Origin of the sequence: Bacillus fonticola (genome assembly GCF_012955605.1) — a bacterium.
GTDB classification, from domain to species: Bacteria; Bacillota; Bacilli; order Bacillales; family JC228; genus Bacillus_CG; species Bacillus_CG fonticola.
Genome location: NZ_CP052135.1, coordinates 457,815 through 483,862, shown reverse-complemented (window position 1 = coordinate 483,862; position 26,048 = coordinate 457,815). Strand labels below are relative to the sequence as shown.

Genomic DNA, 26,048 nt, shown 5'->3' with positions numbered 1-26,048 from the left:
CCGCTTCTCGCTATTCGTTCTAGTTGTATAAGTGGCAAGAAACTTGTTGACCATTACCCATGTCGACTAATTCAGGACGCTCCTCTGCACAACGAGCATGCGCTTGTGGACAACGCGTTCTAAAGGCACAACCTGATGGCGGATTGGAAGGACTCGGTAAGTCCCCACGCAAAATAATCTTTTCGCGCCGGTTGTGGACATCGGTAGAGGGTACGGAAGATAGTAATGCTTGTGTATATGGATGAAGCGGGTTTTGATAGAGTTCATTTTTGTCTGCAATTTCAACAATACGTCCGAGATACATGACAGCCACTCGATCACTAATATGTTTGACCACACTCAAATCATGAGCAATGAATAAGTACGTTAAGTTAAACTCGTCTTGTAGGTCAGCCATCAAGTTCAATACCTGCGCTTGAATAGATACATCCAGTGCAGACACGGGCTCGTCGCAAATAACAAATTTCGGATTTAACGCTAAAGCACGGGCTATACTAATACGCTGACGCTGACCCCCTGAAAATTCGTGGGGATATTTCAATCGGTCATCAGCCCGTAGCCCTACTTTTTCCAGTAAGTTAATTGCCTTCTCTTTCCGTTCACTTCTTTTCATTTGGGTTTGCACGAGAAGAGGCTCTTCAATTAATTCCGCTACGCTCATTTTCGAGTTGAGCGATGCGAACGGATCTTGAAAGACGATCTGCATATCTTTCCTGTATTCGCGAAGCTTTCGATTACTTAAACGAGAGATATCGTCGTTCTCAAAGATGATTTGGCCTTCCGTCGGCTGAAGTAGCCGTAAAATCACTCGACCCAGCGTCGATTTTCCCGACCCTGATTCACCTACGACACCGAGTGTCTCTCCTCTTCTTACATCAAGCGACACGTCATCCACAGCCTTTACGTGACCGACTGTGTGCTTCAAAATGCCACCTTTTATAGGGAAATATTTTTTTATGTTTTTGACTTGCACAAGTATGTCTTTATCGGTCTGTTTGTATAGCTCTTTTTCAACTAGTGACACGTATTAAGCCCCCTTATTCGTAGAGATAGCAGCGAACGTCGTGACCCGTCTCTATTTCTAGTAAACTCGGATTGGATTCACGGCATTTATCCATTGCGTGTGGACAACGTTCCGAGAAACGGCACCCTTGTGGAAAACTATGAGCGGGTGGAACGGTTCCTTTAATCGCGCCTAGCCGGTCGACATCTTTGTCAAGACTTGGCAAACTTTCTAGCAGACCTGTCGTATATGGATGCTTCGGATTATGAAACAGTTGGTCAGCAGTCGTGTCTTCAACAATTTGACCACCATACATAACCATGACACGGTCAGCGTACTCTGCCACCACCCCAAGATCGTGGGTAATAAGTAAGACAGCCATATTTAGTCTTTGTTTCATCTCGTTCATCAGGTCTAAAATTTGCGCTTGAATCGTTACGTCAAGTGCCGTTGTTGGCTCGTCAGCAATGAGCAACTTAGGATCACACGATATTGCGATGGCAATCATCGCTCGTTGACGCATTCCTCCTGAGAGCTGGTGAGGATATTCTTTCATCGTTTCTTCCGCTCTAGGAAAGCCTACGATTTTTAAAAGTTGTACAGCCTTTTGTTGCGCTTGTACTTTAGTGAGTTTTTCATGTTTCCTTAATGTTTCGATTATTTGGTTTCCAATGGTGAATACCGGATTTAAGGCGGTCATCGGTTCTTGGAAAATCATCGCAATGTCTTTACCACGTACCTTCGACATCTGTTTATCTGACAACTTCACTAAATCCATATCACCGAAGGAAATTTTCCCCTCTTTAATTTTTCCAGGCTTATTGATGAGCTGCATAATAGAAAGAGATGTGATACTTTTTCCACTACCAGATTCACCGACGAGCGCTAAAGTTTCCCCTGGATTGATTGAGAAATCAACACCATCTACAGCTCTTGCTACTTTTTTGTCTTCTAAGTAAAAGTAAGTCTTTAACCCTTCAACGTCTAATAATGCCTTTTGCGTCATTCGCGTCACCTCGGCTTTATTTCTGTTTTCGTCTAGTACTTCAATCTTTGTTACTACTTTATGACAGAAAGTATACACGTAAGACAGAATCTTTTCAACACGTAGAATTATTAAAATATTACCCCGATTCTCTAACATTTTTATGCTGTCTCTCATCAGTTATTGGAAGCAGATTATTCAAAATCCCTATAAAATAGGCATAAAAGGGTGCACTTGCTTTAAAATCAATTCTCCCTTTAAATAACATGAAGACACCAATTGCTAGATTTTTGAATTAATTTGTCGAAATTTATTGTCGTTATACCGCTCACTCATGACACTTAAAACCCAAATAGGGGCTGTCCTAAAAGCAAAGTAACAGTCACCAAACCGCCATATATAGTGTTGTCAAAACCCAAAACACTATATATGGCGTAAAACCGTGGTGAGCTGTCACTTATCGGACATCCCCTGCTCATATGCACTCTCACAAAATCAAATTGTTTTCATGACATTATCCAGTAAATACGTCACCTTCTGGATAACGGATTTTGGTTGGATTGGCTTTTGCTAACGAGAACGCAAGCGTAAGCGGTCCTAATCTTCCTATAAACATGAGAATTATAATGATTTGTTTGCCTACATCAGATAATTCAGCGGTTAAGCCCATGGATAAACCTACCGTTCCAAAGGCTGAAAAAGCTTCGAATACAATCCAGATGAACGGAGCGTCCTCTGTTAAAGTAAGTGAAAAGATAGAGAGAAATACAATAAAAGCACTAGTAACAGTAATGGCGAGTGCACGAAGAATGATATCGTTTTTAATTGTTCTCTTTTGAATAGTAACCTCCTTGCGTCCGCGTAAAAAAGACTTGACCGTGAAGATGATGACCAAAAAGGTTGTTAGCTTTATGCCACTTGCAGTTGACCCACTTCCCGCTCCAACAAACATGAGAAATAAAATGAGCAAAATGGACCCTTCGTCCATGCTCCCTATTGAAATGGAGTTAAAGCCCGCGGTTCTTGGTACGACAGCTTGAAAATAGGATGCCCACCATTTTTCAATAAAAGACAAAGCACCTAATGTAGCTGGATTGCTGTATTCAATGGTAAATAAAATGAGCATAGCGACGAAGTTCAAAACAAACGTTCCAACAATCATTAGTTTGGAATGCAAGGACAATTTACGAAACGATCTTCGATAATACAAATCGGCAATGACTGTAAATCCGATCCCACCTAATATAAATAAACTAGATATGGTAATATTGACGACCGGACTCCCTACATACTGCATTAAGCTATCAGACCAGGTAGATAATCCCCCGTTATTAAAAGCGGATACTGCATGGAATAGACTGTAGAAAATCCCATCCGTCCAGCCATATTCAGGCACCCACTTTATAGAAAGGAATAATACAGCCAATAGCTCGACTGAAATAGAAAAAATGAACAGTACTTTAACGAGGCGCACAACTCCACCTACTGATGTTTGATTCAAGGCTTCTTGTACAAGAATCCGCTCCTTTAAGCCGACACGTTTGCCCAGCACAAGTACAATCATGACAGCAAACGTCATAAATCCTAATCCTCCCACTTGCATCAGTAGCATAAGCACTACATAACCAAATGTCGTAAACCCGGTACCCTGATCAATAACGGCTAGTCCAGTGACTGTTGTAGCTGAGGTCGCCATAAACAGTGCATCTAACAACCGCATGGGTTCAATAGTTGAAATTGGGAGCTTTAGCAACACAGTTCCTATTAGAATCATAATGAGAAATCCACTGGCTAATGTTTGTGGCGGTGATAAGCGTATATTACTCTTAGCAAGCTTTCTTAACACATTCACCATTGTGTACCCTCTTCCCCAAAACGATAAGGATCCATTTTATGACCAATAACTACGAGTACGTCTCCACCGATAATTGCAAATTGCTTTTTCTTCACGACAGCTTCACCTCGGCACTGAATTTTTCCCAGCACAAAAAAGACCATCACAAAGAAATGGCCTGTAAAAAAGGCCCTTCTTCCCATAACGCTTGCGAGGTTAGCTGTCGGATTCGGAATTGAGAATATCCCGTCTTACTCCTTAGTAAGATTCACCCCAAGTCGGACATGCCGACAAATTGGTTCCCCCGCTCGAAAAACGACTCAGCGGTTTTCAGGGCACGTGATGAAGTTTTTTGACTACGCATAATTTACTCCTGTCTATCCAAACTGTCAACCAGCTATCTGAAAACACTCATGAGCACAGCACTCAACCATGCAGGAAACGCGTAACAAAGATTAAAACGACAGCATCTGGCCACTCTTCCACAATACAAAATATCCCCACTGCCTAAGAACCGTAGTCATACCCTCTTCACCTCCACGTTGCCGAACACGACAGAAGTAAACAGTTTGATACGTCGGCGTTCCTCTGCAAAATTCTCCGTTTCATAGGAAAGTGATGCGTTCCATAGCTGTTCGTCCACTTCTTGAAAGATAACAGTTCGTCCGCTGAGCGCTTAATGGTGCAACGTACACGGCCAGTCGTAAGGTAGCAAAACGAAAATATCACCGAATACGTGCTGGACAACGACCGTAGCGTCTCCTTCAGGCAACACAGTTTTAGACAAATCTATCATGGTCTCTCCGTAAAATGTTTGAACCCAAACATCCTCCCATGCGTAGGGGCGATCGTCAAGCTCTCACTGTTAGGAGACACGCCTTCTTTGGCTTAGCGTTCTTTCTTATTTTTCTGCAACAAGTTTTTTTGCCTGAGACTGTTTTTCAAGCTGAGCAATTTTTGCAAGATTACCGAGAAAAAGGAGGCGCCACCATGAGCCAGGGACATTTTTTGCAGTAGGTCTAGAGACTTAGTGTTCGGTGATGGTGATAAAAGGTGATATTGGTCTTTAAGTCTCAGCATTATGGCACATTAATTCCTAGCACAAGTAAAGCCGAACCTAAGAGTGGTTCGGCTAAGTCACCGTGATTCATATAAATTCAACTTCAACCCACTCCCGAACGCTGTTAATAAGCCACACACGCTCAGCTCGTTCCAAGTCTTCTTTTCGTAAAACACGGTCGTGGAGTTGCTCAGTTTCCAGCAAGAATTCACGAAAGGTTCCCGCTAGTAACCCACTGGTAAGCGGTGGTGTGTAGCGTTTCCCATTGATCTCCAACACAACATTTCCAAGTGTAAACTCAGTGAGTTCGCCATCTTCGTTCCAAAGTAATACATCAAACACATCAAGGTGCGCACGTTGATGTTGTTCGTATACGTCGCGGTGTGTTGTTTTGTGCTGGAGGAAGAGATGGTTTCGATCGACGGGAGTTGTCGCTAGTCTAACTGTTTTGACTTCATTATCGTGTGTGTAAAGAGATTTCTCAACGGTCAGTTCGCCATCTGAAGATAGCAAAGCTCGTAATTTATATGATTGACAATCGTCTTCTTTAGCAATTTCTTCTATCGTTTGCTTCACGTGAGCTTGATTAAATGGATAGCCAAAATAATGAGCTGAAGCCTCCATTCGATCAAGGTGTTTTTGCAAATAGATGACCTTCCCGTTGTCAGCGCGCATCGTTTCGAGAAGTGACCATTCACTGGTCGAGTTAATAAGGATTTGTGATTTATTCAACACTTCTTCATACTCAGATGTCGCCTTAGAATCCCAAGTAATGCCACCCCCCACACCGTAAACCGCGCTTCCTGTTTCCACGTCAACCTCTACGGTTCGAATCGGCACGCTAAACACCGCCTCTCCCCCTGGTTCCATGTAGCCGATTGCGCCACAATAGACACCCCGGGCGCTGGATTCTAAGTCATGTATGTAGTTCATCGTCGACACTTTCGGGGCTCCGGTGATGGAACCACATGGAAAGAGCGCACCGAGTACATCGATTAGCTTTACATCTTCTCGCGTTTTCGCTTCTACGGTAGATGTCATTTGAAAGACAGTGGGGTACGTTTCCACCGTCAAAAGCTGTGGCACTTGAACGGAACCGAGCTCAGCAATACGACCAATATCGTTCCTTAACAAGTCCACGATCATCACGTTTTCCGCCTGTTCCTTTTCACTTTGCTGTAAAGCGGCACGGTTCTCTTCGTCCTCACGCATTGTTTTGCCCCGGGGAGCCGTTCCCTTCATCGGACGCGTCACGATCGTTTTCCCGTCCCATCTGAAGAACAACTCAGGAGAGGCCGAACACAATACTCTTTTCCCTGTATGGATGTAAGCACTATATGGACCTTTTTGTCGTTGTTGTAAGGCTTCAAAGTAAGTATGTGCATCACCGGTCAACGTACCCTTCAGCCGAATTGTATAGTTCGTTTGGTACGTTTCACCGCGAACAATTCCGCTTCGAACTGCATCGATTGCTTGATCAAAGTCTTTACGACTTGTTTGGGGAACCCACTCAGAAACGGTAAAAGAACCACGCTTATGTTCATCATACTCCTCTGGTCGTTCAAACACACTGAACCAAGCAAGTGGACCGTCGTATCCGTTGTGCACAGTAAAAGCTGGGTCGAATGCAGGGGCAGCCTCATACGCCAAATATCCGACCACGTAATACCCCTCTTCCCATGCACACTGTGCCTCCTTAAGAGTTTGGTGCACTTCCTCTATCGTCCGTGCCTCAAGGATCCGAATTGGATTTCGGAACAAAAGCGGTTGCTCCCGTACCGTACCGTCACGCGCTTCGAATCGAAATTGAATGTCTACACTGTTCTGTTGCATGTCGACCGTTCCTCATTTCATTTTATCTAGCGAAAGTATATCAAAATGGGCAGTAAAACGACATTATCTCCTATTCAAATGGTCTCTTCTCTTGATATAGTGGTATAAGATGGGGGGAATTTAAAATGGGGATCATCCTCTGGCTTATTGGTCTTGTGATTATGTACTTCATTATCCGTGTTGGGGTTAGGGACGGGATAGATAGCTCTACTTCTCGCATTGAGACACGCGCTGATTATAAAGATGTAAGACAGGAACTTAGCAACCTCCGTAGAGAAGTTCGCGATCTACGAGAGAAAATGGAACTGCATCGTAACCCATAACAAAGAAGGCTGATACAAGGGTGCACTCCCCTGTACCAGCCTGTTCCCTTATCGTGGTAAAAATATGTCATCAAATGATTCGTCCAATTCGACAACTTCATCCTGAATGGACTCCATCCGTTGATCGAGTTCCTCAACGGCTACTGCCGCTCGTTTTAAATCCTCTTTTAAATGCGCAGGAATTTCCCGCTCGTATTTGTAAAAGATTTTGTGCTCTAGACTTGCCCAGAAGTCCATAGCAAGGGTGCGAATTTGGACTTCTGCATGAATTAGCTCAGTGCGATGTGCTAATTCTACCGGTACTTCAATAATGAGATGCAAGCTTTGGTACCCATTCGGTTTCGAGTGTTGAATATAGTCTTTGACTTCAACTACCCGCATGTCCCTCCGCTTTTCGATAAAACGCGCCACATGATAAATATCCGATTTAAATCCGCATACAAGGCGGACGCCTACAATGTCATGTAGTGTCTTTGCTTGTGTAAGGTCAGCAGGAAGTCCTTTTCTAGTTAGCTTTTTTTTTATACTTTCAGCGGTTTTTATACGCGTTTTCATATGTTCAATAGGATTGTGATCCAATAAATGTGCAGCCTCTTCTTTCATAATGATAAGCTTTGTGGTTAGCTCATCCATCGCAAACTTATAGGGTAGTAAAAACTCTTTTATTTGTTGTGTAGTCAAAGTTGAATTCGGCATTTGTTCACCTCAGAATTATTCACTTAGTGAAGTATATGTGCAAAAAAAGAGCATGACTATTTTTCCAAACCCTCAATCGATTCGTTAGCCAGGCTTTGTGTCCACTTGCGCAGCAGTTGAATGGCTTTCGTTGGTTCATATCTGTCAATTCGAACCCCTTGATTCTTGAGCCGCCTGATCGTATCAGAGCGCTTTTGTTCCCACAACCTATCATCTTGAGTCACGGTCGTAATTCCTCCTTTTAAGGATGAAAAGCTAAAGTCGCGACGTCTAATAAGGAAGGCCTGCAACTACGCATTGTCCTTGGCGCAACGCATGCACACTCCTTGCGAGTGCATCCCCCCAGCCACTCTTTCCTCGTGTGAAGCCTTTTTGATCCACATCGTGTGGACCCCATTATGACAACTCTTCTTTACTATATCAAATTTTCCGAAAAAAGTGGATAGCTCTTGTCCTAACTTCACAAAAGTTCCACACCTTAGCTTATTTCAAACAACTAAATTCTTTGATGATTCATGATAAACTGGAGAAACTTATGTAATGTATGAATAGTAAGGATGAAAGGCTAATGTCGTGACGTCTATGTCGCTCCGAAGGCACACTCGCATCCCCGCGAGCACAACGCCTTTCTGACCGCCCAAACCAGAGTAAGGATGTGAACACTCGTGAAAATTCCGTATAGCATTGCCTTTCACATTACTATCATTTACTTAATTATCGGTGCTCTGTGGATACTTTTCTCCGACATGTTATCAATGTCAGTGGCTGATGAGTCGCTCACGCTATATAGTTTCTTTCAGCGGTACAAAGGCTGGTTCTTCATTTTAGTTACGGCGATTAGTTTATATTTTCTGTTGGACCGCTGGACGAGACGGATCATGGTTTCACAGCAAAAGTTGCAGCAAAAAGAACGCGAATTAAAAATTAGTAACGAGCACTATCGCTCTTTGTTCAATCATAACCCAGATGCTGTGTTTGAGCTTAGTAGAGAAGGATATTTGTTAGCCTTAAACCCCAGAGGTGCTGCAGCTATTGGTGAATCCTCTACTCTATGGATTGGAAAACGCTTGGACACCTTATTGTCCCCAGAAGAAGTCGATCGCGCAAAGCGACATTTTGACATGGCACTAACTGGACAACCGCGACAATTTGAGACGACCATCGTGAACGCAAAAGATGATGAACGAATTGTTCGTTGTTCGCTTATTCCTAGCATTATTAACGATGAAGTAGTTGGCCTCTTCGGCATTGCCCGCGACATTACTTTACACAGACGTGAGGAAGAAATGATGATGCTTTCTGAAAAGATGTCTGTCATTGGACATCTTGCCGCAGCAGTAGCCCATGAAATTCGCAATCCTCTTACGTCTTTAAAAGGGTTTATTCAGCTGATGAAATCCAGTAAAGTGGTAAACGAAGAACACATGAACATTATGCTAGAAGAGGTTGACCGGATTAATTTGATCTCGGGTGAACTGTTAATTCTAGGTAAGAAACAAGATGTGGAGATGAAAGTAGAAAACGTGTGGGACATTTTACAGCAAGTCAAACTTCTCATGGACGCAGAAGCCAATATGAACAATATCTCTATCCATTTGAAAAATGAAACAAGCGAGCCCGCTATCGTGTTTGGAAACGCGAGCCAGCTAAAGCAAGTCTTTATTAATTTGATTAAAAACTCTCTAGAAGCAACTACCTCAGGAGATACCGTATCCATTACGCTTACTAAACAAGACGAGCATGTACACATTACCGTTACAGACCATGGCATTGGTATTGGGGAAGAACGCCTACTCAGTTTAGGAGAGCCATTCTATTCTACAAAGGAAAGGGGCAGTGGACTGGGTCTTGCCGTCTGTTACCGGATTGTGGAGCGCTTAAAAGGGACAATCCATTTTGAAAGTCAAGTAGGTGAAGGCACTACTGTTCACGTTGAACTTCCCTCAGTTTAGCATGTTTAGACTGCTCCTCTTTTATCTCAGCCCTTCTGGTGAATCACGATGTAAAAGAGGGACACCTTTCAAAGCAACAGAATTTTGTGACTGTTGCATAGACTTAAGCTTGGGCACGTATAGTGGTAGCAAACGAGAAAAAGGATGGGTTCCATGCACCTACTGCTCGCTGCTATTGCAATGATCTTTCCGATTTTACTAATAGAAGCTTATCTTCAAGAGTTGGAAGTGGCGTTCGTGGCGTTATCTGTGTGTTTCTTTTTGCTTCAAGTGTATGTGGCGAAGGAGATAGCTCAACTAAAAAGTCGTGTGAAATCACTTGAAAAGTCGGGGAGAAAGAAAAAATAATGTGAACTGGTATCTCCTTGGTTTTCGTTTTGCACCGTGAGTTCTTCATACCATAGGGGAAATATTCTATCAAACGTTCCAGACTCTCGTTATGAATGTGTAAAGACACCCACATAAACAGGGAATTATAGGTTAAACAAACGTTTGATTAAACGGGAAATACCACGCAACCGTATACATGTCTTTCCTCAAAGTCAACCTAAGCTATCCGCCTATATGGGGGATTTGACCACTGTTCCGGAAATAGTACTAAAGCCTCTCTACCGTGCATGGCACAATGAGAGGCTTACTTTGCTTATTTCATTTTTTTCCGGAACTGCTGAAGTCCTTTTCTTACTTTTTTCTTTAACCTCTTCATGTTCATAGTAAAGCTCCCTTCCCTTTTATACCTTTATTTTTCCCGATCATAAAAGGGTTCATGCTAGAAAGTTTCACCAGCTCACGACTCTATTTCTAACTGGGTGGCTCTTACTGCATTTCGTGTCGGAGGCTCTGCTTCCTCGTCGTACTTGCTGTTGTACAAGAACTCGACGAATTCCCCCACCTCCTGCTCCTCATACATAACACGGCTCATATAAACCCATCTTACTGTTCCCTCTTGTTTTGCCTCTTCTAGAAAGCTATTTACATCGTCTTCGCTAAAATTCACTGGACGGGCTCCTACAACAAAAGTGACACGGTAAAGCCCATCAACTTGCACTTTTTCGGCTATAATCCCCTCTTCAGGTGTTTGACCACCTTGATCTGTACTTTTGAAAAAAATGATCGTGCCAATAATCGGAAGTGCGAGAGCAAATACAACGATAAACACGGTTGCCACCATCTTTTTTTGTAACATGTAAAATCGCTTCTTTCTATAAGAATTATTGTCTTCTATCTTACGTGAAACGCACCGATTGGACAAACATTATTATGGAGTGGCTTTACATGTGTACTGATCGCTACAAGTAGGGAAGGCAATTTAAAAAAGGCCATTCACCTTTAACGATGAACAACCTTTTGTAACTTATTCCCACGACTTCATTTCTTTGTACCACATACGTTTCGTTTTATGAACTGCCTTTTTTGATGTTTTGTATTCTTTCATCAGTTCATGTGGCCGTTTTCCATCTTTCCACTTCTTGTAAACCTCTTCAAACGGGACGGATGATTCTTTTGCGATCGCACTTACATAAACAAGTTGGTGTATAGAAACGTCTTTTTCCTCAAGTGCTTTCAATACTTGCTCCTGTTCACCTTTTTCGACTATAAGCGCCGCGATTTCCTTTTTGTGTTCCTTTACAAACTTTTTCATACGCTGCTTTGCTTTCTTGCGCTCTTTTTCCAGGTCAATCCCATATGTTTGTGCCGTTTTTTCCCATGACTTTGTTTTTTTGTAGGTCGCTAAAATTTCGCTCACTTCTTTGTCAGCTTTTTTGGCTATAAACATGGCTGTGAAAATATCCTTACGTTCAAAGCCTTCTTTTTTCAGCTTATCAAAGTGCTCTTTCCATTCTTTATCATGTAGTTCATCATCCATGTTAGCAAAAATTGACGATTGAACAGACAAAATGAGCATACTTACGAGCATGAGGGAAATCATTTGTTTCCAAACATTTTTCATTGTAACCATTGCTCCTTTGACCAAGAATTTCACTTAGTATCTCTCTGCTTGGTTAAACTATGTAAAAAACTTCGAAGCAACTAGTTCCAGTAATTGCTATTTAGCAGCAGACTCGATACCATAAATTTATATTTTTTGGGTAATTTTCCATCATTATTTATTATGCGTCAAATCTTCCTTTTGAAAAAAAGGGTGGCTTCGAAACCAGGCTTCCGTAAAATCGACGATATCTCTTAAGGACATACATTGTACTTTACACAAACCGACAGTTGTTTTATTAACCGTGCTCATTGTAAGGAAGATACGAGTAGGGGTATTGTCACAGGCTCTTGTAATTGATCAACACGATTCATGTTCATTCTACTCCTTGAACAATTAGTTTGATATACTATAACTATCGGAAAATACAGAATGATATTCACTTTCCCTTACTATACTTCAATTACAAGGAGCATGGCTATGCAAAACTCTACTCTATCTTTCCATGAGCGCAGCGTTTCTGAACTTCAACAATGGTTGAACGAAGGAAAAACTACCTCTTATGAACTTGTTAGTTTTTACTTTGAGCAAATTGCTAAACATAATGACAGAGGGGCTGGTTTACGTGCAGTACTTGAAATCAATCCAGATGCTCTAGTCATCGCTCGCCAACTTGATAAGGAACGAAGCGAAACGGGTGCACGCGGACCTTTACATGGTATTCCCGTACTGTTAAAAGACAACATCGACACGGCAGATCACATGCATACGAGCGCTGGGTCGAAGCTACTCGAACATTCTTATGCGAAAGCAGATGCCCCACTAGCTGAGAACCTTCGCAAGGCTGGAGCCATTATTCTCGGCAAGGCTAACATGACAGAATGGGCAAACTTCATGACTGAGGGCATGCCTTCTGGTTATAGCTCACGAGGCGGTCAAGTCCTTAATCCATACGGCCCCGGTGTATTCGACGTCGGTGGATCTAGCTCTGGATCTGCAGCTGCTGTCGCGGCGAACTTCGTTACAGTAGCTGTTGGGACAGAAACTTCAGGATCGATTCTTAGTCCTGCAAGTCAGAACAACCTTGTTGGTATTAAACCTACAGTGGGGCTCATTAGCCGTCGCGGTGTTATTCCTATCTCTTCTACACAGGACACGGCTGGACCCATTGCCCGTACTGTACAAGATGCAGCCTATTTATTAGAGGCTCTTGCTAGTAAATACGAGCAGGATCCTGTTACACTTACTCAACCAGAGCAGCCTAACTATCAAGATGCCTTGCAAAAAGACGGACTTCAAGGGCTTCGGATTGGGCTTCAGTGGGAGCCATTCTTCTCTAGCCTTGATGAAGAAAAGCAGCAACTCCTTCAACGAGCACTGGACGTTTGTACAGAGCATGGAGCTCTCCTCGATAAAGAAGCAGCCTTACAAAAGCCGGAGAAGCCTTGGGGCGCTGACGTTCTCATTTACGAATTCAAAACAGCACTTGAATCGTATTTACGTACGCTCGACCCTAGTCTTGGTATTCGTACAATTGAAGATATTATGGCTAAACACCATGAAGACCCGAACGCACTTCTCCGTTACGGACAAACGTTATTCGAACAAACTTCAAAAACATCAGGCACCTTGACTGAGCCTGAGTATATAGAGAGTTTGCTGTTTGACCAACGGAATACTCGAGAAGAGGGAATCGATAAAGTATTGCGAGAACGCAACCTAGATCTACTTGTCTACCCGAATAACTACGGCGCTATGATTCCAGCCAAAGCCGGGTACCCGTCTATCACCGTTCCAGCAGGCTTTACGAAAGCAGGAGAACCAGTAGGAATTACCTTTACTGGTCCTGCATACAGCGAGCCCCTTCTCATCCAAGCGGCGTACGCGTTTGAACAAGCGACACATTTTCGCCGCGCACCACAACTTAGCATGGGCTGACTTCTGTAGAGTTGACGGTGTGCCGGAAAATTGCGAGTGTGCGACGTGTGGTTCTAATATGCTAGAGCATATTTACAAGTGGGAAATGGGTGCGAAAAGTTATGTGGGTTAAGGGGGCAAGGAAATGACAAAGCAGGAACAAGCAAAAATTATCTTGGAGCATTTAGAAGAATATGTATCAGTAGATTAAGCTTTTGGAGAGTTTTACTTGAAAGGTATTGTAAAAGGTTTAACGGCTATTGAAAAAGAAAGCACCTCTTAGAATGAGGTGCTTTCTTTTTCAAACTTCGATGTATCGAATTGGGGTATTACCATAGTTATGATAATAAATTTTGGTTAAACTAGGATCTACACCACTTGCGTAAGTAGCAACCCAATACATATTGTGTCCACTGTAATAAGCTTCTCTAAGGCGATCTATGTCACCTGCAAATAATGAAGCTAGGGAATTAACTACTCCAGCAGGTGATGTTACGCCACCCGCATATAAGATTGTGTTTATTGCGTTTAACCAAGTTGCACCGCTTTCATATGATTCTATCATTTGACCAATTTGATAGTTAGAAACTGTTCCTTTATCAGCAATTGGTTCGTCCACGTAAACTACAATAGCGTTTGGAGAAATCAGATCATCTCCTGGCCCTGTTTCAGGGTTTGGTTCAAGTCCAGAGTCTTGTTGTGTAGGTAGCTTGATGTTTACATCGTCTGAGTTTGCTGAAACACCAGGAATTTGTGCACTTGAAATAGCTAGTCCAGCAGTTAACAATGATAGTGCGATCTTTTTTTTGATTGTAATCTCCTCCTTGATGTCTCTTTTGAAAGTGAAATAAATCCTTTCATGTTAAAAGATTAACATGAAAGGGAAGAAAACTTATTTAAAGAGTTAAACAATTCTAAAAAAGTCAAAAAGCCCTACCAGACATTTTGTTATTGGATTCCATTTAACAAATTTATTAGAATTTTGAAATGCCATTTAGTGTTGTTAGGAAGATTTCAGAAAGGGTTGACGGATATAATGCAAAATTTAAAAGCAAGAGAAAAAGTTCTTTTATTGATGTTAGTAACGGGTCCTATTATTTTGTTGATCAGACTCTATAGTGTTTTTCAGTCTGGTGAGGAGCTAACATCAAATATTGATATCTTTGTTCTTTTGATTTTAATATTGCTGGTTTTCTTCAGTTATGTAAGAACTAAAAAACAGAAAAGAGAACAAAATAATTGATTGTATTAGATAAAGCAGCCTATATGTGTAGGCTGCTTTATTTTGGTTTTGTGGGAAAACAAATGTCCGTTCCAGGACGTTTTCCCATGCTCTTGACCTTGATTTTGGTTTTTGTTTTTAGCCCTCGGCAGAGCACACACCTTATGGACATAAAGTATAGTAAGACAACGAAAACGATCAAGAGTGGTATGAGAACGATAGAAACTATGATGTAGCGTATAAAAATAATGGATAAGCAGTAGGAGGGTTCACCTAAAACTGGCAAAATTCGTCCGTGGAAGGCACATAAAGTAAATGCGAGTGCACTTTCTGCATCCTATCAACGACTAGGATACAAGAAAAAAGCGGAGAGAGTGTGTAATTGTGCTTCTTCTCTTAAATTTGTGGAGTGTCCAAATGGTCATTCTCGCAGACTAGATCATTAAAATCCGTAAGACCCTTCTCGTTGTAAGAAGGGTCTTTTTTGGGAGTTTGGGACAGAAATCGCAAAGTGAATGTCTTTCATCCAACGGTCGACAGCTCCTCGCACCTTAGATAACCCTCTAAAACAAATTACTGTGAATTTTCAGCGTGTAATGAGATAAGTCCTGTTCGTACAGTTCTCCTCGTTTAGGCATAAAAAGGTCTCCTTTATCGTGAGTTACCAAATGTATACTCAAGATCGGAGACGGTTATCTCTTTTTGTATGGATGACTTTACCTAATCGTTAGCTGAGTCAGACAGATTCTCTGTTTTCTTTGTGATTTTTACTTCGTTTAGTTTGTAATCATCTACCTCGATAATTTCAAAGTGAAGGTGATGGTATTCAAGTGTTTCTCCTGGTACAGGAATATGCCCAAGCTCATTTAAGAGAAACCCAGCTAAAATGTCTTTTTCTTCTGGAATTCTCGTTTTAAACACTTCATTAATTCGACGAATCGCCAATTTCCCGTGACAAATAATATGCGAATCGGTTAGTTCTTTAATCAATACTTCGCTGTCGTCATCCGTTTCGTCTTCTATGTCTTGACCAATCATCGCCTCGATAATATCTTCATTACTAATGATTCCCATCGTTCCACCATACTCGTCAAGCACGATCGCTAGATGCTTCTTCTCTTTGAGCATCATTTTAAAGACTCTTTCAATTGGAGCAAACTCATAGACAAACAATGGCGTGTTATCTGTAAATTCCTCTATACCTCTCTCCGGATTTAAAGACCATTCCAATAGCTGCTTAGAGTGGAACACACCTATAATATTATCCATATCCTCTTTATACACTGGATATCTTGTATGTTGATTATCTAGAGCGAAATCCCGAGCATGTTCGTAAGAGGCATCAAACGGAAGTCCAACAATATCTATTCTTGGCGTTTTTAAAGCATCCCGTACATTTTTACTGTGAAAATCAATTATCCCTTTAATTCGTTGCGTTTCCTCACTTTTGAAGGTTCCTTCTGTGGACGCAATGTCGACCATGGTTTTCAGTTCTTCTTTTGAAAAGCTAACCTCTTCAACCTTACCATTGGAAATCACTTTTATTACGGCTCGAGTGAATAAGGATAACAAAAAAGTGATTGGTTTTAGGACAACGACTAATACCCTGATGACTGGTGCGACTAAGTAGGATACTTTGTCAGCAAATGTAGCGGCAATAGATTTCGGCAATACCTCTGAAAACACAATAATGACCGCCGTTAAAATCCCTGTAGCTACCCCTACATTGAATCCATAATCAATCGCAATAATCGTCACAAGTGTAGGAAGCATAATATTGGCTATGTTGTTTCCGATTAGGATCGCTGTAATAAACTGATCCGGCTTGGATACGAGCTTGAGTAAGTTTTCTGCCTTTTTATCATGTAGTTCTGCTCGCGTTTTCATTTTCATTTTGTTTGCGGCAGTAAGAGCTGTTTCACTTCCTGATAAGAAAAACGACATGAACAAAAAGAATCCGATCGCTATAAACAAAAATTGTGCCCTCCAGAGAATTCTTAAATTTGTTGAGTAATATAATTATACCAATTTTACATAAGAAAATCATCCACCGTAAAGCGCTTCCAATTTTAAGAAAGGAGTCCAATCTTCCTGCGAACACCTATTGTTATATTCATCTAATTAGATTATAATCAAACTGTATAATTCAATTGGAGGATTCCTTATGCAGCTAAATCGACTAGTGAACTTTCATAAGACACTGGGGGATAAAACAAGAATTAGGATTATATCTTTATTAAAAGAAGGGCCTTTGCACGGGCAAGCGATCGCTGGAAAGCTTGGACTCACCCCACCGACAATATCCCATCATACTGCCAAGCTTCGAGAAATCGATATTATCTACCAACGCCGTGAAAAAAACACCATCTATTTTTACTTGAATGAAAAAAATCTTGCTTTTATGGCTCAAGCGATCTTACGAATGGGAAGTGATGAGGAGATGGAATTATTCGAAGTTGAAGATGAGGAAAAAAATAAGGTGCTTAAAAACTTTATTCAAGCTGACGGCAAACTTAAAAATATACCAGCACAACGCAAGAAGAAATTCATCATTTTAGAGCATCTTGTGAGAGGATTGGAAATGGGTAAAACCTATAGTGAACGCGAAATCAATGACTACATTCAGCAATACCACGAAGATTTTGCTACTATTCGTCGTGAGTTTGTCATGTGCCAGTTTATGTTCCGACAAGAAGGACAGTATGAGTTAAATCCTAAAGAAATGTGGCCGATCTAAAGTCGGCTACTCTTATGCGACTCCTGACAAGATAAGAAATAGTATGGGATCTTGAGGTGGATGGGTTGTCTGTATTAAGGACTTGGAAACAGCTATTTTCAGAATTATAAAAGCGACGAGTGTTTTACCCTCGTCGCTTCCATTATCGTCTTCTATCTTACACCAGCATTATTTGGGAGAATATACTGTCAAAAGCTCCTCTACCGCCGTTCGTGGTCGCGCTTTAGGCACTTCGTCAAAATAGCCCATGTGCAGAAATCCGGCGATTTTTTCGTCAGCTTGTACATCAAGAAGTGCGCGAACTTTCGGATCGTAAATATGCGGATTCGTTTTCCACACAACACCTAGCTGGCGCTCCCACGCAAGTAAGGAGAAGTTTTGAATCAATGAGCTAACCGCTCCGAAGTTTTCTTCCCACTGCTTTTGTCTCGGGTCAGTTTTCATGATGACAATCAGAATGGCAGCAGGTTTTGAAAAGTTATTTCTTTTTGCCTCCCGTACCTCTATCGGGAACGTTTGAACAAGTTGCTCCACGAACGCTTCCTTCTCCTCAGAAGAGACAAATATAAAACGCCACGGTTCACGTAATCCATGAGTCGGAGCCCAAACAGCATCCTCCAACAATTCCGTAATAAGCTCCTTTGAAACTGGTTCGTTTGTATAGCCTGTCTTTATAGAACGTCTTTCACGAATTGTTTGCGCGATACGCGAAACGTTTTTTAAGTCCTTTTGTGCATAGGGCATATGTAATTCCTCCTGGGAGTAAAGTGAATGGCTAATTCGATATTGAGAATCATTTTCATATACATTTTACCTTTCTTATCTTCATTAATCAACCTTTACCTAGGAAACATTTTTCACAAAATTTGCTACAATGGATTTAAGGAGAGGATGACATGACGAATCGATTCCACTGTTGTGCAACCTGTGTACATTTCCTATCGCAACGGCACAATGGCAAAATGAAATACGAATGCAAGCGTCTTGGTTACGATACGAGCCCAAAATACACATTCAATTGCTGGGAGCCTAAGGAACAGGTAAAACGGCTAATGGAAAAGGAAAAGACTCTTTAATTGGAGAACGAAATATTCATTTGGAAACATCATGGCACCTATTTCCACCTTATCTATATATTCTCACAAAATACGAAACCTTCACCACTTTCGTCCGTATATAAACTGACAGCATCTTGTAGACTGCTTTTGAAGGGAGGGGAAATTCATGGAGATGTCTGTTGAAACCGTCTACTTAGTCGGGCTCATTGTGGCTGGCAGCATTACGTTTCTTTACGTTTTGTTTGGTGGCGATGCATTGGAAGGTGTTGCTGAATCTACTGGCTTCCTCAGTCCTACCCTCATCCTCTCATTTATTACGATGCTATGTGCAGGTGGGTACGTACTCGAAGCAGTTACTCCGTTATCTGGTCTTCTTGTATTTGCTTTGGCGTTAACGATTGCCCTCGTGTTATCCATTCTACTTAACTTGTTTATCTTGATTCCTATTTCTAACGCCGAAGAATCGCTTGCTTATACAGAGAAGTCTTTGAAGTGGCGTGTCGGTAAAGTGATTTTATCCATACCTGAAGATGGATTTGGCGAAGTCATCTTTGAGAGTACGAGTGGAACCATCTCCAAAACAGCAGTCAGTCGTGACAACATTCCGATTCCAGATGGTACGAAGGTAGTCGTTTTAGATGTGAAAGACGGCGTTGTGTATGTGAGTCCTTTTTAAAAAACTCAATTAGAGGTGATTGTATTGACGACTACATTATGGATTGTGATTGGTGTTGTATTATTTCTAGTGATCTCTCTCGTCGCAGTCTTTATGACAAAGTACCGTACAGCGGGTCCAGATGAGGCGCTGATCGTAACGGGAAGCTACTTAGGCAGCAAAAATGTAAGAGCGGACGAATCAGGAAGCAGGATTAAAATCGTCCGTGGTGGCGGTACCTTCGTTCTTCCAGTATTCCAGCAAGCTGAACCCCTCAGCCTACTCTCAAGCAAACTTGAGGTAACCACACCTGAAGTATACACAGAGCAAGGTGTACCGGTCATGGCCGACGGAACTGCCATTATTAAAATCGGTGGATCCATCACTGAAATTGCGACAGCTGCTGAACAGTTTTTAGGGAAAAGTAAAGTGGATCGCGAAAACGAAGCAAAAGAAGTGTTAGAAGGTCACCTCCGATCCATCCTAGGCTCCATGACCGTCGAGGAAATTTACAAAAACCGCGAAAAGTTTTCTCAAGAAGTGCAACGTGTAGCTTCACAGGACCTTGCAAAAATGGGACTTTTGATCGTTTCCTTTACTATTAAGGATGTTCGTGATAAAAACGGTTACCTCGAATCATTAGGTAAACCGCGAATAGCGCAAGTCAAACGAGATGCCGATATCGCAACAGCTGAGGCAGAAAAAGAAACGAGAATTAAGCGAGCCGAAGCCGGAAAAGACGCGCAAAGAGCCGAATTAGAGCGTGCTACTGAAATTGCTGAGGCTGAGAAAATCAACCAGCTGAAAGTGGCAGAATACCGCCGTGAGCAAGACAGTGCGAAAGCGCGTGCTGACCAAGCGTATGACCTTGAATCTGCTCGAGCAAAGCAAGAAGTAACAGAACAAGATATGCAAGTTAAAATCATCGAGCGTCAAAAGCAAATTGAACTTGAAGAGAAGGAAATTTTGCGTCGTGAACGTCAGTATGATTCTGAAGTGAAGAAGAAAGCAGATGCCGATCGTTACTCAGTAGAACAGTCTGCTGCAGCTGAAAAATCTAAACAAATCGCTGATGCCGACGCCAATAAATACCGCATTGAAGCGATGGCCAAAGCAGAAGCAGAACGAGTTCGTATTGACGGGGAAGCGAAAGCCTCCGCTCAACGCGACCAAGGGGAAGCAGAAGCAGAAGTTATTCGTCTCAAAGGTTTGGCTGAAGCCGAAGCGAAGCGCAAAATTGCCGAAGCCTTCGATCAGTACGGGCAAGCCGCTATTCTAGATATGATCGTGAAAATGCTTCCTGAATATGCGAAGCAAGTTGCTAGCCCACTTGCTAACATCGATAAAATTACAGTTGTCGATACAGGCGGTGAAGGCAGCGGATCTGGAGCCAATAAAGTAACAAGTTACGCTACGAACCTTATGTCAACACTGCAAGAAAGCTTGAAAGCCTCTTCGGGTATTGATGTTCGTGAGCTACTTGAGAATGTATCGGGTAAGTCGAATGTCCGCGGGAGCGTTGATGAGTTGTCGAATGAGTTAAAGAGGAATAAAACACCTTTGAATCAGACATCTAGTAAACCGGATACATCCCAACAATCGGAATAGCAAACTGATGAATACGCACCGGTTCCCCTGTGGATCTGGTGCGTTTTTTTGAACTGAAATGTGCCGGTACGATTCGACAGCAACAGCAATATGCTATAATCAAAATACTCTTACACATTGAAAAGGTGATCGTAGTGACAAGAAAAATCGACCTCTCCGACCTGCAGCGATCCATAGAAAAAAAGAAAGCAGAAGCCGAAAAGCAGATACTCAAAGCTAAAGAAAAGGAGCGCGTAATTAGAACGCGCCCAAGAGACCCCGAAGAAGCAAAAATACTAGACGAGCTAAGCATATTAAAGTGGCAACGTGCTGTGGCAGACGGAAAGATTCGATATATCGAGAAAAGGAAGTGGTATTATGAATTCGATTGAATGGGCTAAATATGAATTAGAAGACGTCGTCGATAAGTCCCAATTCGAACGGATGTTGTCAAGTGTTGCTGTGCTCACTAATTTGTTGAGTGCATACCAAATTCGCCCTATTATTGTGGGTGGACTTGCTGTTGAAATTTATACAAGAAGTGGCTACACTACTGCTGATATTGATATGGTCGTAAGTGACCGGGAAGCGGCCGTAAAATTGTTACAACAAGTCGGATTTACACCACAAGGAAGACATCTCTTTCATGAAAAACTTTTGGTTAGTATCGAGATCCCCAGCGATATGTTGGAAGATGCCGACGAAGAAAAAATCATCGAAATTGTCACTGCAAATGGATATAGCGTCTTTGTTATAGGTATTGAAGATATTATTTTGGATAGAATGCGGGCCTGCGTCCATTGGAAGTCATCTTCTGACTGTGAATGGGCTTACCGAATGTTTCTAATTCATCGAGAACAGATAGACTACGCGTACTTAGAAGCAAAGGCGATACATGATCAGACACATCTACTACTACAAAATTGGAGTCAATCACGTCGTTAGCCACTTACTTTTTAGGTGGCTTATTTCCATTCTGTACATAACCTCCCTCGCCCTAAAACTCTTCTTTCCAGGGTTTTGAAATTACCACACGATCTGCTATCCCGCCCAACTAATTCTCACTCGAAAGCCATGACTTTTGTATAGTCCTCCTCTAGTAATCAAAACATGTACGTATGTTGTTATCTTTGAGGAGGCTACTATGAAAGCTGTCACTTATCAAGGCAAACAAGAAGTTGCCGTAAAAAATGTCGAAGATCCGACCATTCAAGATCGTCAAGATTCCATCGTTCGTATCACCTCCACGGCTATTTGTGGATCGGATTTACACTTATATGAAGGAAACTTCCCCCTACCTATCGGGTATGTCATTGGACATGAGCCAATGGGAATCGTTGAGGAGATTGGACCTGATGTAACCAATGTCAAAGTCGGCGATCGTGTTGTCATTCCGTTTACCGTTACTTGTGGGCAATGTCACTATTGTAAGCACGATATGGAAAGTCAATGTGACAACTCGAATCCACACTATGATTCTGGGGGCTTTTTTGGGTACTCAGAGAAGTTTGGGAACTATCCAGGAGGGCAAGCTGAGTATTTGCGCGTGCCTTTTTCTAACTCTACCCCCTTTGTCGTTCCTCAAGATTGCGAACTGGAAGACGAGTCGCTTTTATTTTTGTCTGATGTGTTGCCTACAGCATATTGGAGTGTCGATTACTCAGGAGTGAAGCCAGGAGATACCGTTGTGGTGTTAGGATGCGGTCCTATTGGTTTAATGGCACAGCAATTTGCTTGGGAAAAAGGTGCCGAGCGCGTCATCGCAGTCGATTACCTTTCTTATCGTTTAGAACACTCGAAAAAGATAAACAAAACAGAGACATTTGACTTCACGGAATACGATGACATGGGTGAAACACTGAAAGAGATCACAAAAGGTGGCGCCGATGTAGTCATTGATTGTGTAGGGATGGACGGAAAGAAGTCACCTCTCGAGTACGTTGAGCAAAAATTAAAGCTTCAAGGTGGAACGCTTGGTCCGATTCAGATTGCTACTAAAGCGGTACGAAAATACGGAACTGTTCAGCTCACTGGTGTGTACGGTGGTTTGTACAATATGTTTCCACTGGGACCATTCTTCGTTAGGAACATTACACTAAAGATGGGACAAGCACCTGCTCGTCACTACATGCCACATCTGTACAAGAAAATTGTGAATGGTGATATTGATCCAACCAAAATTATTACCCATACGATGCCACTTGCAGATGCATCAAAAGGGTATTCACTTTTCCACGAACGGGAAGACGATTGTGTGAAGGTTGTGCTGAAACCGTAAAGTGAAGGCGTATCTTCTGTCGAGGGTACGCCCCTTTCTATACATATTTTCTCATTTTCAGCGGTACACTCAACACGACCATCCCCACTAAAATCAACCCCACACCCATCCACGAAGGAGCTGATAACACTTCCCCTACAACAAGAACTCCTAGTAAAGTGGCGGTCAAAGGTTCAGCTAGCGTAAGCGTAACAGCTGTCGCCGAAGTTACACGTGCTAGCCCTTTAGCAAATAAGACATACGCCACCCCTGTCGTCAGTACTCCCAAATGCAGCACAGCCAGTAACCCTTTCCCGTCAGCTAGCCATGACAAGTCAAAGAAAAAGAGAGTAGGTAATAGAAACAGTGCACTCAAGCTAAAGATAGTAGCTACGACGGCATTCTGTTGCGAGTGCTTCGTTAAAGATTTACTGACAAGTGCATAACCTGCAAAGCTAAGCCCCGCTCCGAGCGCTAGCACGACTCCAACTGGCTCTACTGTGATTGTCGTTCCTGTTGAAAACAGGAGGATACACCCTGACAGAGCGGCTCCCGTTGCAATCATCCATCTTAATGTTGGCGCTTTTCTGTGGATCACCCACTCCATTAACCCTGCTAAAACAGGGGCACTCCCGATGGCAACGACTGTTCCTACTGCAATTCCCGTTTCAGACACTGCTGTAAAGAATAACGGTTGAAACGCAGCCATACAAAGTGCGGCTATCCATATACGCAGGTTCAACCAATACCTCCACGGATAGTTCCCCTGTATCCAAACAAATAGAAACAGCGCGCCTCCCCCTATCAAAAGTCGCATCGCTCCGAAAACGAACGGAGATGTTCCAGCGGGCGTAAACGACTGTGCAGTCCCCGTCGTTCCCCACAGCATTGCAGCGAGTAAAATCCATAGTCCAGAAAATGATCGCATTGTTCCATCCTCGCATTCACAATATTCTTACGAAAACCGTACCACTTTTAACGAGGATATGAAATGAAAAATACACATATCCCAATCGAAACATTTGCACAGCCTACCGAAAGTCCGTATCCTAGTTCTTGAGCACTTCCCTACACTGTCACCGCTTATAACTTTTATCTTGACCCTCATATTTGTTCCTTTGACCGACGATTCCACTATAGGAGTGAAGTACATGCAATTACCTTACATCAAAACCATCAAACATACCGAGTGGAACCATCAATGGTTTGAAGAGAAAGAAGCACATCTCCTTATGCAGGAAGGTCACCTTTATACACAAACAAACACATTTCCGTTGGAGAATGTTTTTGATATGTCCTATCGTTCTCTATCTCAAGGACTCAATCTCTTCTATCTACACACGAATCAAGGCGTCTTCCCTTTCCAAACAAAAGCGAACCCCGATGCTTTTATCGATGCATTCCATCAATATAAACGTGATGCATACAAGTAAATCCTACTATTCCTGCTGCTAGTGATAATTTTCCACCTAGACTAGACAAAATCCTATCGTATCATGATTTTTCCCACTTAGGATTGGGTACATTGTTTTAGTGAAACAGGCTATTTTGTTAACTCTTGGAACTAGTTGGCAAGTATTTTTTTTCAAACCATTAGATATTCAGCCGAATTCATGTTACAATAAGTTGTTCCTAAAAATTTGAAGATACTATTTGCGTATTATGAAAAGTTGATCTCTCTATGTATCAAACGCTTGTAATAGGTAAATAATAGGTAAGACTCTTCTTTTAAATTTCTATGAGCGCCCTATATTTTTTTGATTGGAGGTTTCTACACATGGAAACAGGTACAGTAAAATGGTTTAACGCAGAAAAAGGTTTTGGTTTTATCGAAATCGAAGGCGGAAATGACGTATTCGTACATTTCAGCGCTATCGTTGGAGAAGGCTACAAGTCTCTTGAAGAAGGCCAACGCGTTCAATTTAACGTAGTTGAAGGCAACCGTGGTCCTCAAGCTGAAAACGTAGAAAAATTGTAATTCCATGAAGAACTGTCTTGTTTAAGGCAGTTCTTTTTTATCCTATCTTAAAGACTTCATAATACAATCAATTCATTCTATTTTCCATCCCGGCCATTTTGCAACTACAAAAACAAGGAGGATTTCCATTGTATAATTCAAAACGTAACGTAGAACCGATTGAAGATGAAGAAACGTCTATTTGGGTTTGTAGTGATGAAGAGTGCCCTTGCTGGATGAGAGAAAATTTATCTCTAGAAGAGAATCCGCCATGTCCACTATGTGCATCCTCTATGGCAAAAGAGACGAAAATGCTCCCACCTATTGTGAATAACAATTTCAAATTTAGATAGGCAATTGCGATGATGAAGTAGTCTGCCAATAGTTTATTATACGTAGCTGGACCAACTATGTACCATCCTTTTGCTTTTTGTTACAATAAGTTAGAAAATTATATACCAACACTAGGGGAGCTGGATGAGCCAGCTGAGAGTAAGACCTGTTTTCTGTCTTTGACCCTGACACCTGATCTGGTTAACACCAGCGTAGGGAAGTGTGACACTGAACCTAAACTTCGTGTGACGTTGTCCTTTGCTGGGATGACGTCTTTTTGTTGTCCCGCTTATGAAACGTCTACATTCATTACGTGTTTGTCCCCTGTTCGCGGATATCTGCCCTTGATCGCGGATATATTCCCCTAAACGCGGATATCTGCTCCCGACCGCGGATATATTCCACTGATCGCGGATATATGCTCCTGATCGCGGATATATTCCCCTAAACGCGGATATCTGCTCCCGACCGCGGATATATTCCACTGATCGCGGATATATGCTCCTGATCGCGGATATATTCCCCTAAACGCGGATATATTCCCCGGACCGCGGATATATTCCCCTGTTCGCGGATATCTGCTGCATTCTGCTCTTGGAAACCATAGAAGTGGCTGGTGCAACAGCAGAATCTACAAGGAGCGGTGAAGTAAGAGCATCAGAAGATTCTCCTTCAGATGAACCCGTAGAAGAAGGGCCGGCGCCAAACC

At 42.2% G+C, this 26,048-nt stretch carries 27 protein-coding genes, 1 pseudogene and 2 riboswitches; of the genes and pseudogenes, 14 read left to right on the top strand and 14 right to left on the bottom strand.

The genetic code is table 11. From position 1 onward, the window contains the following. Positions 1-19 precede the first annotated feature (19 nt). From HHK01_RS02345 to pabB, 5 genes and pseudogenes are all read right to left on the bottom strand, one after another. Positions 20-1,024, bottom strand: coding sequence for an ABC transporter ATP-binding protein (locus HHK01_RS02345; RefSeq protein WP_170006255.1), 1,005 nt, complete (start codon positions 1,022-1,024; stop codon positions 20-22). 13 nt (positions 1,025-1,037) lie between these two features. Next, the gene (locus tag HHK01_RS02340; protein WP_170008623.1) at positions 1,038-2,009 is read right to left on the bottom strand and encodes an ABC transporter ATP-binding protein; all 972 of its coding nucleotides are present in this window, start codon (positions 2,007-2,009) and stop codon (positions 1,038-1,040) included. Positions 2,010-2,502: 493 nt separating this feature from the next. Next, on the bottom strand, positions 2,503-3,843 hold the full coding sequence (locus tag HHK01_RS02335; RefSeq protein ID WP_170006254.1) for a TrkH family potassium uptake protein: 1,341 nt from the start codon (positions 3,841-3,843) through the stop codon (positions 2,503-2,505). 169 nt (positions 3,844-4,012) lie between these two features. Next, positions 4,013-4,158, bottom strand: a riboswitch (cyclic di-AMP (ydaO/yuaA leader). Between the two features lie 184 nt (positions 4,159-4,342). After that, positions 4,343-4,666 (bottom strand): annotated as a pseudogene (liaF, locus tag HHK01_RS15480) (cell wall-active antibiotics response protein LiaF); the annotation flags it as partial. A 303-nt stretch (positions 4,667-4,969) separates the two neighbouring features. After that, positions 4,970-6,715 (bottom strand): aminodeoxychorismate synthase component I, encoded by a 1,746-nt coding sequence (pabB, locus tag HHK01_RS02320; protein ID WP_170006252.1) that lies wholly within the window; start codon positions 6,713-6,715, stop codon positions 4,970-4,972. 125 nt (positions 6,716-6,840) lie between these two features. Here pabB and HHK01_RS02315 point away from each other — a divergent pair, with 125 nt between their 5' ends. Further along, positions 6,841-7,038: a hypothetical protein gene (locus HHK01_RS02315; RefSeq protein WP_170006251.1), complete on the top strand. Its 198-nt coding sequence runs from the start codon at positions 6,841-6,843 to the stop codon at positions 7,036-7,038. A 48-nt stretch (positions 7,039-7,086) separates the two neighbouring features. On the opposite strand, the gene HHK01_RS02310 is transcribed toward HHK01_RS02315, so the two are convergent. Both HHK01_RS02310 and HHK01_RS02305 read right to left on the bottom strand, forming a co-directional pair. Next, positions 7,087-7,719, bottom strand: coding sequence for a GTP pyrophosphokinase (locus tag HHK01_RS02310; RefSeq protein ID WP_228027628.1), 633 nt, complete (start codon positions 7,717-7,719; stop codon positions 7,087-7,089). 71 nt (positions 7,720-7,790) lie between these two features. Continuing rightward, positions 7,791-7,958 carry a hypothetical protein gene (locus HHK01_RS02305; RefSeq protein WP_170006249.1) on the bottom strand — a complete coding sequence of 56 codons (168 nt, stop codon included), beginning with the start codon at positions 7,956-7,958 and terminating at the stop codon, positions 7,791-7,793. 441 nt (positions 7,959-8,399) lie between these two features. Between HHK01_RS02305 and HHK01_RS02300 the strand changes: the two genes are divergently transcribed. Continuing rightward, positions 8,400-9,686: an ATP-binding protein gene (locus tag HHK01_RS02300; RefSeq protein WP_228027627.1), complete on the top strand. Its 1,287-nt coding sequence runs from the start codon at positions 8,400-8,402 to the stop codon at positions 9,684-9,686. 153 nt (positions 9,687-9,839) lie between these two features. Then, a complete protein-coding gene (locus tag HHK01_RS02295; protein WP_170006248.1) occupies positions 9,840-10,034 on the top strand; it encodes a hypothetical protein in 195 nt (64 codons plus the stop codon). Positions 10,035-10,473: 439 nt separating this feature from the next. Here the strand turns inward: HHK01_RS02295 and HHK01_RS02290 are convergent, their stop codons facing one another. Both HHK01_RS02290 and HHK01_RS02285 read right to left on the bottom strand, forming a co-directional pair. After that, positions 10,474-10,872 carry a hypothetical protein gene (locus HHK01_RS02290; protein WP_170006247.1) on the bottom strand — a complete coding sequence of 133 codons (399 nt, stop codon included), beginning with the start codon at positions 10,870-10,872 and terminating at the stop codon, positions 10,474-10,476. Positions 10,873-11,040: 168 nt separating this feature from the next. Next, positions 11,041-11,637 (bottom strand): hypothetical protein, encoded by a 597-nt coding sequence (locus HHK01_RS02285; RefSeq protein WP_170006246.1) that lies wholly within the window; start codon positions 11,635-11,637, stop codon positions 11,041-11,043. A gap of 459 nt (positions 11,638-12,096) precedes the next feature. Between HHK01_RS02285 and HHK01_RS02280 the strand changes: the two genes are divergently transcribed. Then, the gene (locus HHK01_RS02280; protein ID WP_170006245.1) at positions 12,097-13,554 is read left to right on the top strand and encodes an amidase family protein; all 1,458 of its coding nucleotides are present in this window, start codon (positions 12,097-12,099) and stop codon (positions 13,552-13,554) included. 280 nt (positions 13,555-13,834) lie between these two features. On the opposite strand, the gene HHK01_RS02275 is transcribed toward HHK01_RS02280, so the two are convergent. Both HHK01_RS02275 and HHK01_RS02270 read right to left on the bottom strand, forming a co-directional pair. After that, the gene (locus HHK01_RS02275) at positions 13,835-14,320 is read right to left on the bottom strand and encodes a hypothetical protein (protein ID WP_170006244.1); all 486 of its coding nucleotides are present in this window, start codon (positions 14,318-14,320) and stop codon (positions 13,835-13,837) included. A 1,155-nt stretch (positions 14,321-15,475) separates the two neighbouring features. Beyond that, positions 15,476-16,729 carry a hemolysin family protein gene (locus tag HHK01_RS02270; RefSeq protein WP_170006243.1) on the bottom strand — a complete coding sequence of 418 codons (1,254 nt, stop codon included), beginning with the start codon at positions 16,727-16,729 and terminating at the stop codon, positions 15,476-15,478. A gap of 190 nt (positions 16,730-16,919) precedes the next feature. Between HHK01_RS02270 and HHK01_RS02265 the strand changes: the two genes are divergently transcribed. Next, positions 16,920-17,492, top strand: coding sequence for a DUF2087 domain-containing protein (locus HHK01_RS02265; RefSeq protein ID WP_170006242.1), 573 nt, complete (start codon positions 16,920-16,922; stop codon positions 17,490-17,492). Positions 17,493-17,660: 168 nt separating this feature from the next. On the opposite strand, the gene HHK01_RS02260 is transcribed toward HHK01_RS02265, so the two are convergent. Beyond that, a complete protein-coding gene (locus HHK01_RS02260; RefSeq protein ID WP_170006241.1) occupies positions 17,661-18,236 on the bottom strand; it encodes a nitroreductase family protein in 576 nt (191 codons plus the stop codon). A gap of 152 nt (positions 18,237-18,388) precedes the next feature. Here HHK01_RS02260 and HHK01_RS15475 point away from each other — a divergent pair, with 152 nt between their 5' ends. The 6 genes from HHK01_RS15475 (at position 18,389) to HHK01_RS02235 (ending at position 23,070) form a co-directional block, all read left to right on the top strand. Continuing rightward, positions 18,389-18,568 carry a hypothetical protein gene (locus HHK01_RS15475; protein ID WP_228027626.1) on the top strand — a complete coding sequence of 60 codons (180 nt, stop codon included), beginning with the start codon at positions 18,389-18,391 and terminating at the stop codon, positions 18,566-18,568. Positions 18,569-18,716: 148 nt separating this feature from the next. Next, the gene (locus HHK01_RS02255; RefSeq protein WP_170006240.1) at positions 18,717-19,226 is read left to right on the top strand and encodes an NfeD family membrane protein; all 510 of its coding nucleotides are present in this window, start codon (positions 18,717-18,719) and stop codon (positions 19,224-19,226) included. A 93-nt stretch (positions 19,227-19,319) separates the two neighbouring features. Continuing rightward, entirely contained in the window at positions 19,320-20,813 is a 1,494-nt protein-coding gene (locus HHK01_RS02250) for a flotillin lipid rafts scaffold protein FloT (protein ID WP_407646949.1), read from the top strand. A gap of 134 nt (positions 20,814-20,947) precedes the next feature. Beyond that, the gene (locus HHK01_RS02245; RefSeq protein WP_228027625.1) at positions 20,948-21,184 is read left to right on the top strand and encodes a hypothetical protein; all 237 of its coding nucleotides are present in this window, start codon (positions 20,948-20,950) and stop codon (positions 21,182-21,184) included. Further along, positions 21,171-21,737 carry a hypothetical protein gene (locus HHK01_RS02240; RefSeq protein WP_170006238.1) on the top strand — a complete coding sequence of 189 codons (567 nt, stop codon included), beginning with the start codon at positions 21,171-21,173 and terminating at the stop codon, positions 21,735-21,737. Before HHK01_RS02245 ends, HHK01_RS02240 begins: the two co-directional genes overlap by 14 nt. Positions 21,738-21,936: 199 nt before the next feature. Continuing rightward, positions 21,937-23,070 (top strand): zinc-dependent alcohol dehydrogenase, encoded by a 1,134-nt coding sequence (locus tag HHK01_RS02235; protein ID WP_170006237.1) that lies wholly within the window; start codon positions 21,937-21,939, stop codon positions 23,068-23,070. Positions 23,071-23,107: 37 nt separating this feature from the next. Here the strand turns inward: HHK01_RS02235 and HHK01_RS02230 are convergent, their stop codons facing one another. Continuing rightward, positions 23,108-23,977 (bottom strand): EamA family transporter, encoded by an 870-nt coding sequence (locus tag HHK01_RS02230; protein WP_170006236.1) that lies wholly within the window; start codon positions 23,975-23,977, stop codon positions 23,108-23,110. Between the two features lie 223 nt (positions 23,978-24,200). Here HHK01_RS02230 and HHK01_RS02225 point away from each other — a divergent pair, with 223 nt between their 5' ends. The 3 genes from HHK01_RS02225 (at position 24,201) to HHK01_RS02215 (ending at position 25,359) form a co-directional block, all read left to right on the top strand. Next, positions 24,201-24,482, top strand: coding sequence for a hypothetical protein (locus tag HHK01_RS02225; RefSeq protein ID WP_170006235.1), 282 nt, complete (start codon positions 24,201-24,203; stop codon positions 24,480-24,482). A 344-nt stretch (positions 24,483-24,826) separates the two neighbouring features. Beyond that, on the top strand, positions 24,827-25,027 hold the full coding sequence (locus HHK01_RS02220; protein ID WP_170006234.1) for a cold-shock protein: 201 nt from the start codon (positions 24,827-24,829) through the stop codon (positions 25,025-25,027). Between the two features lie 128 nt (positions 25,028-25,155). Beyond that, positions 25,156-25,359 carry a cold-shock protein gene (locus HHK01_RS02215; RefSeq protein WP_170006233.1) on the top strand — a complete coding sequence of 68 codons (204 nt, stop codon included), beginning with the start codon at positions 25,156-25,158 and terminating at the stop codon, positions 25,357-25,359. A gap of 103 nt (positions 25,360-25,462) precedes the next feature. Next, positions 25,463-25,575, top strand: a riboswitch (TPP riboswitch). A 128-nt stretch (positions 25,576-25,703) separates the two neighbouring features. Here HHK01_RS02215 and HHK01_RS02210 read toward each other — a convergent pair. Next, a complete protein-coding gene (locus HHK01_RS02210; RefSeq protein WP_170006232.1) occupies positions 25,704-25,961 on the bottom strand; it encodes a hypothetical protein in 258 nt (85 codons plus the stop codon). Positions 25,962-26,048: the final 87 nt, after the last annotated feature.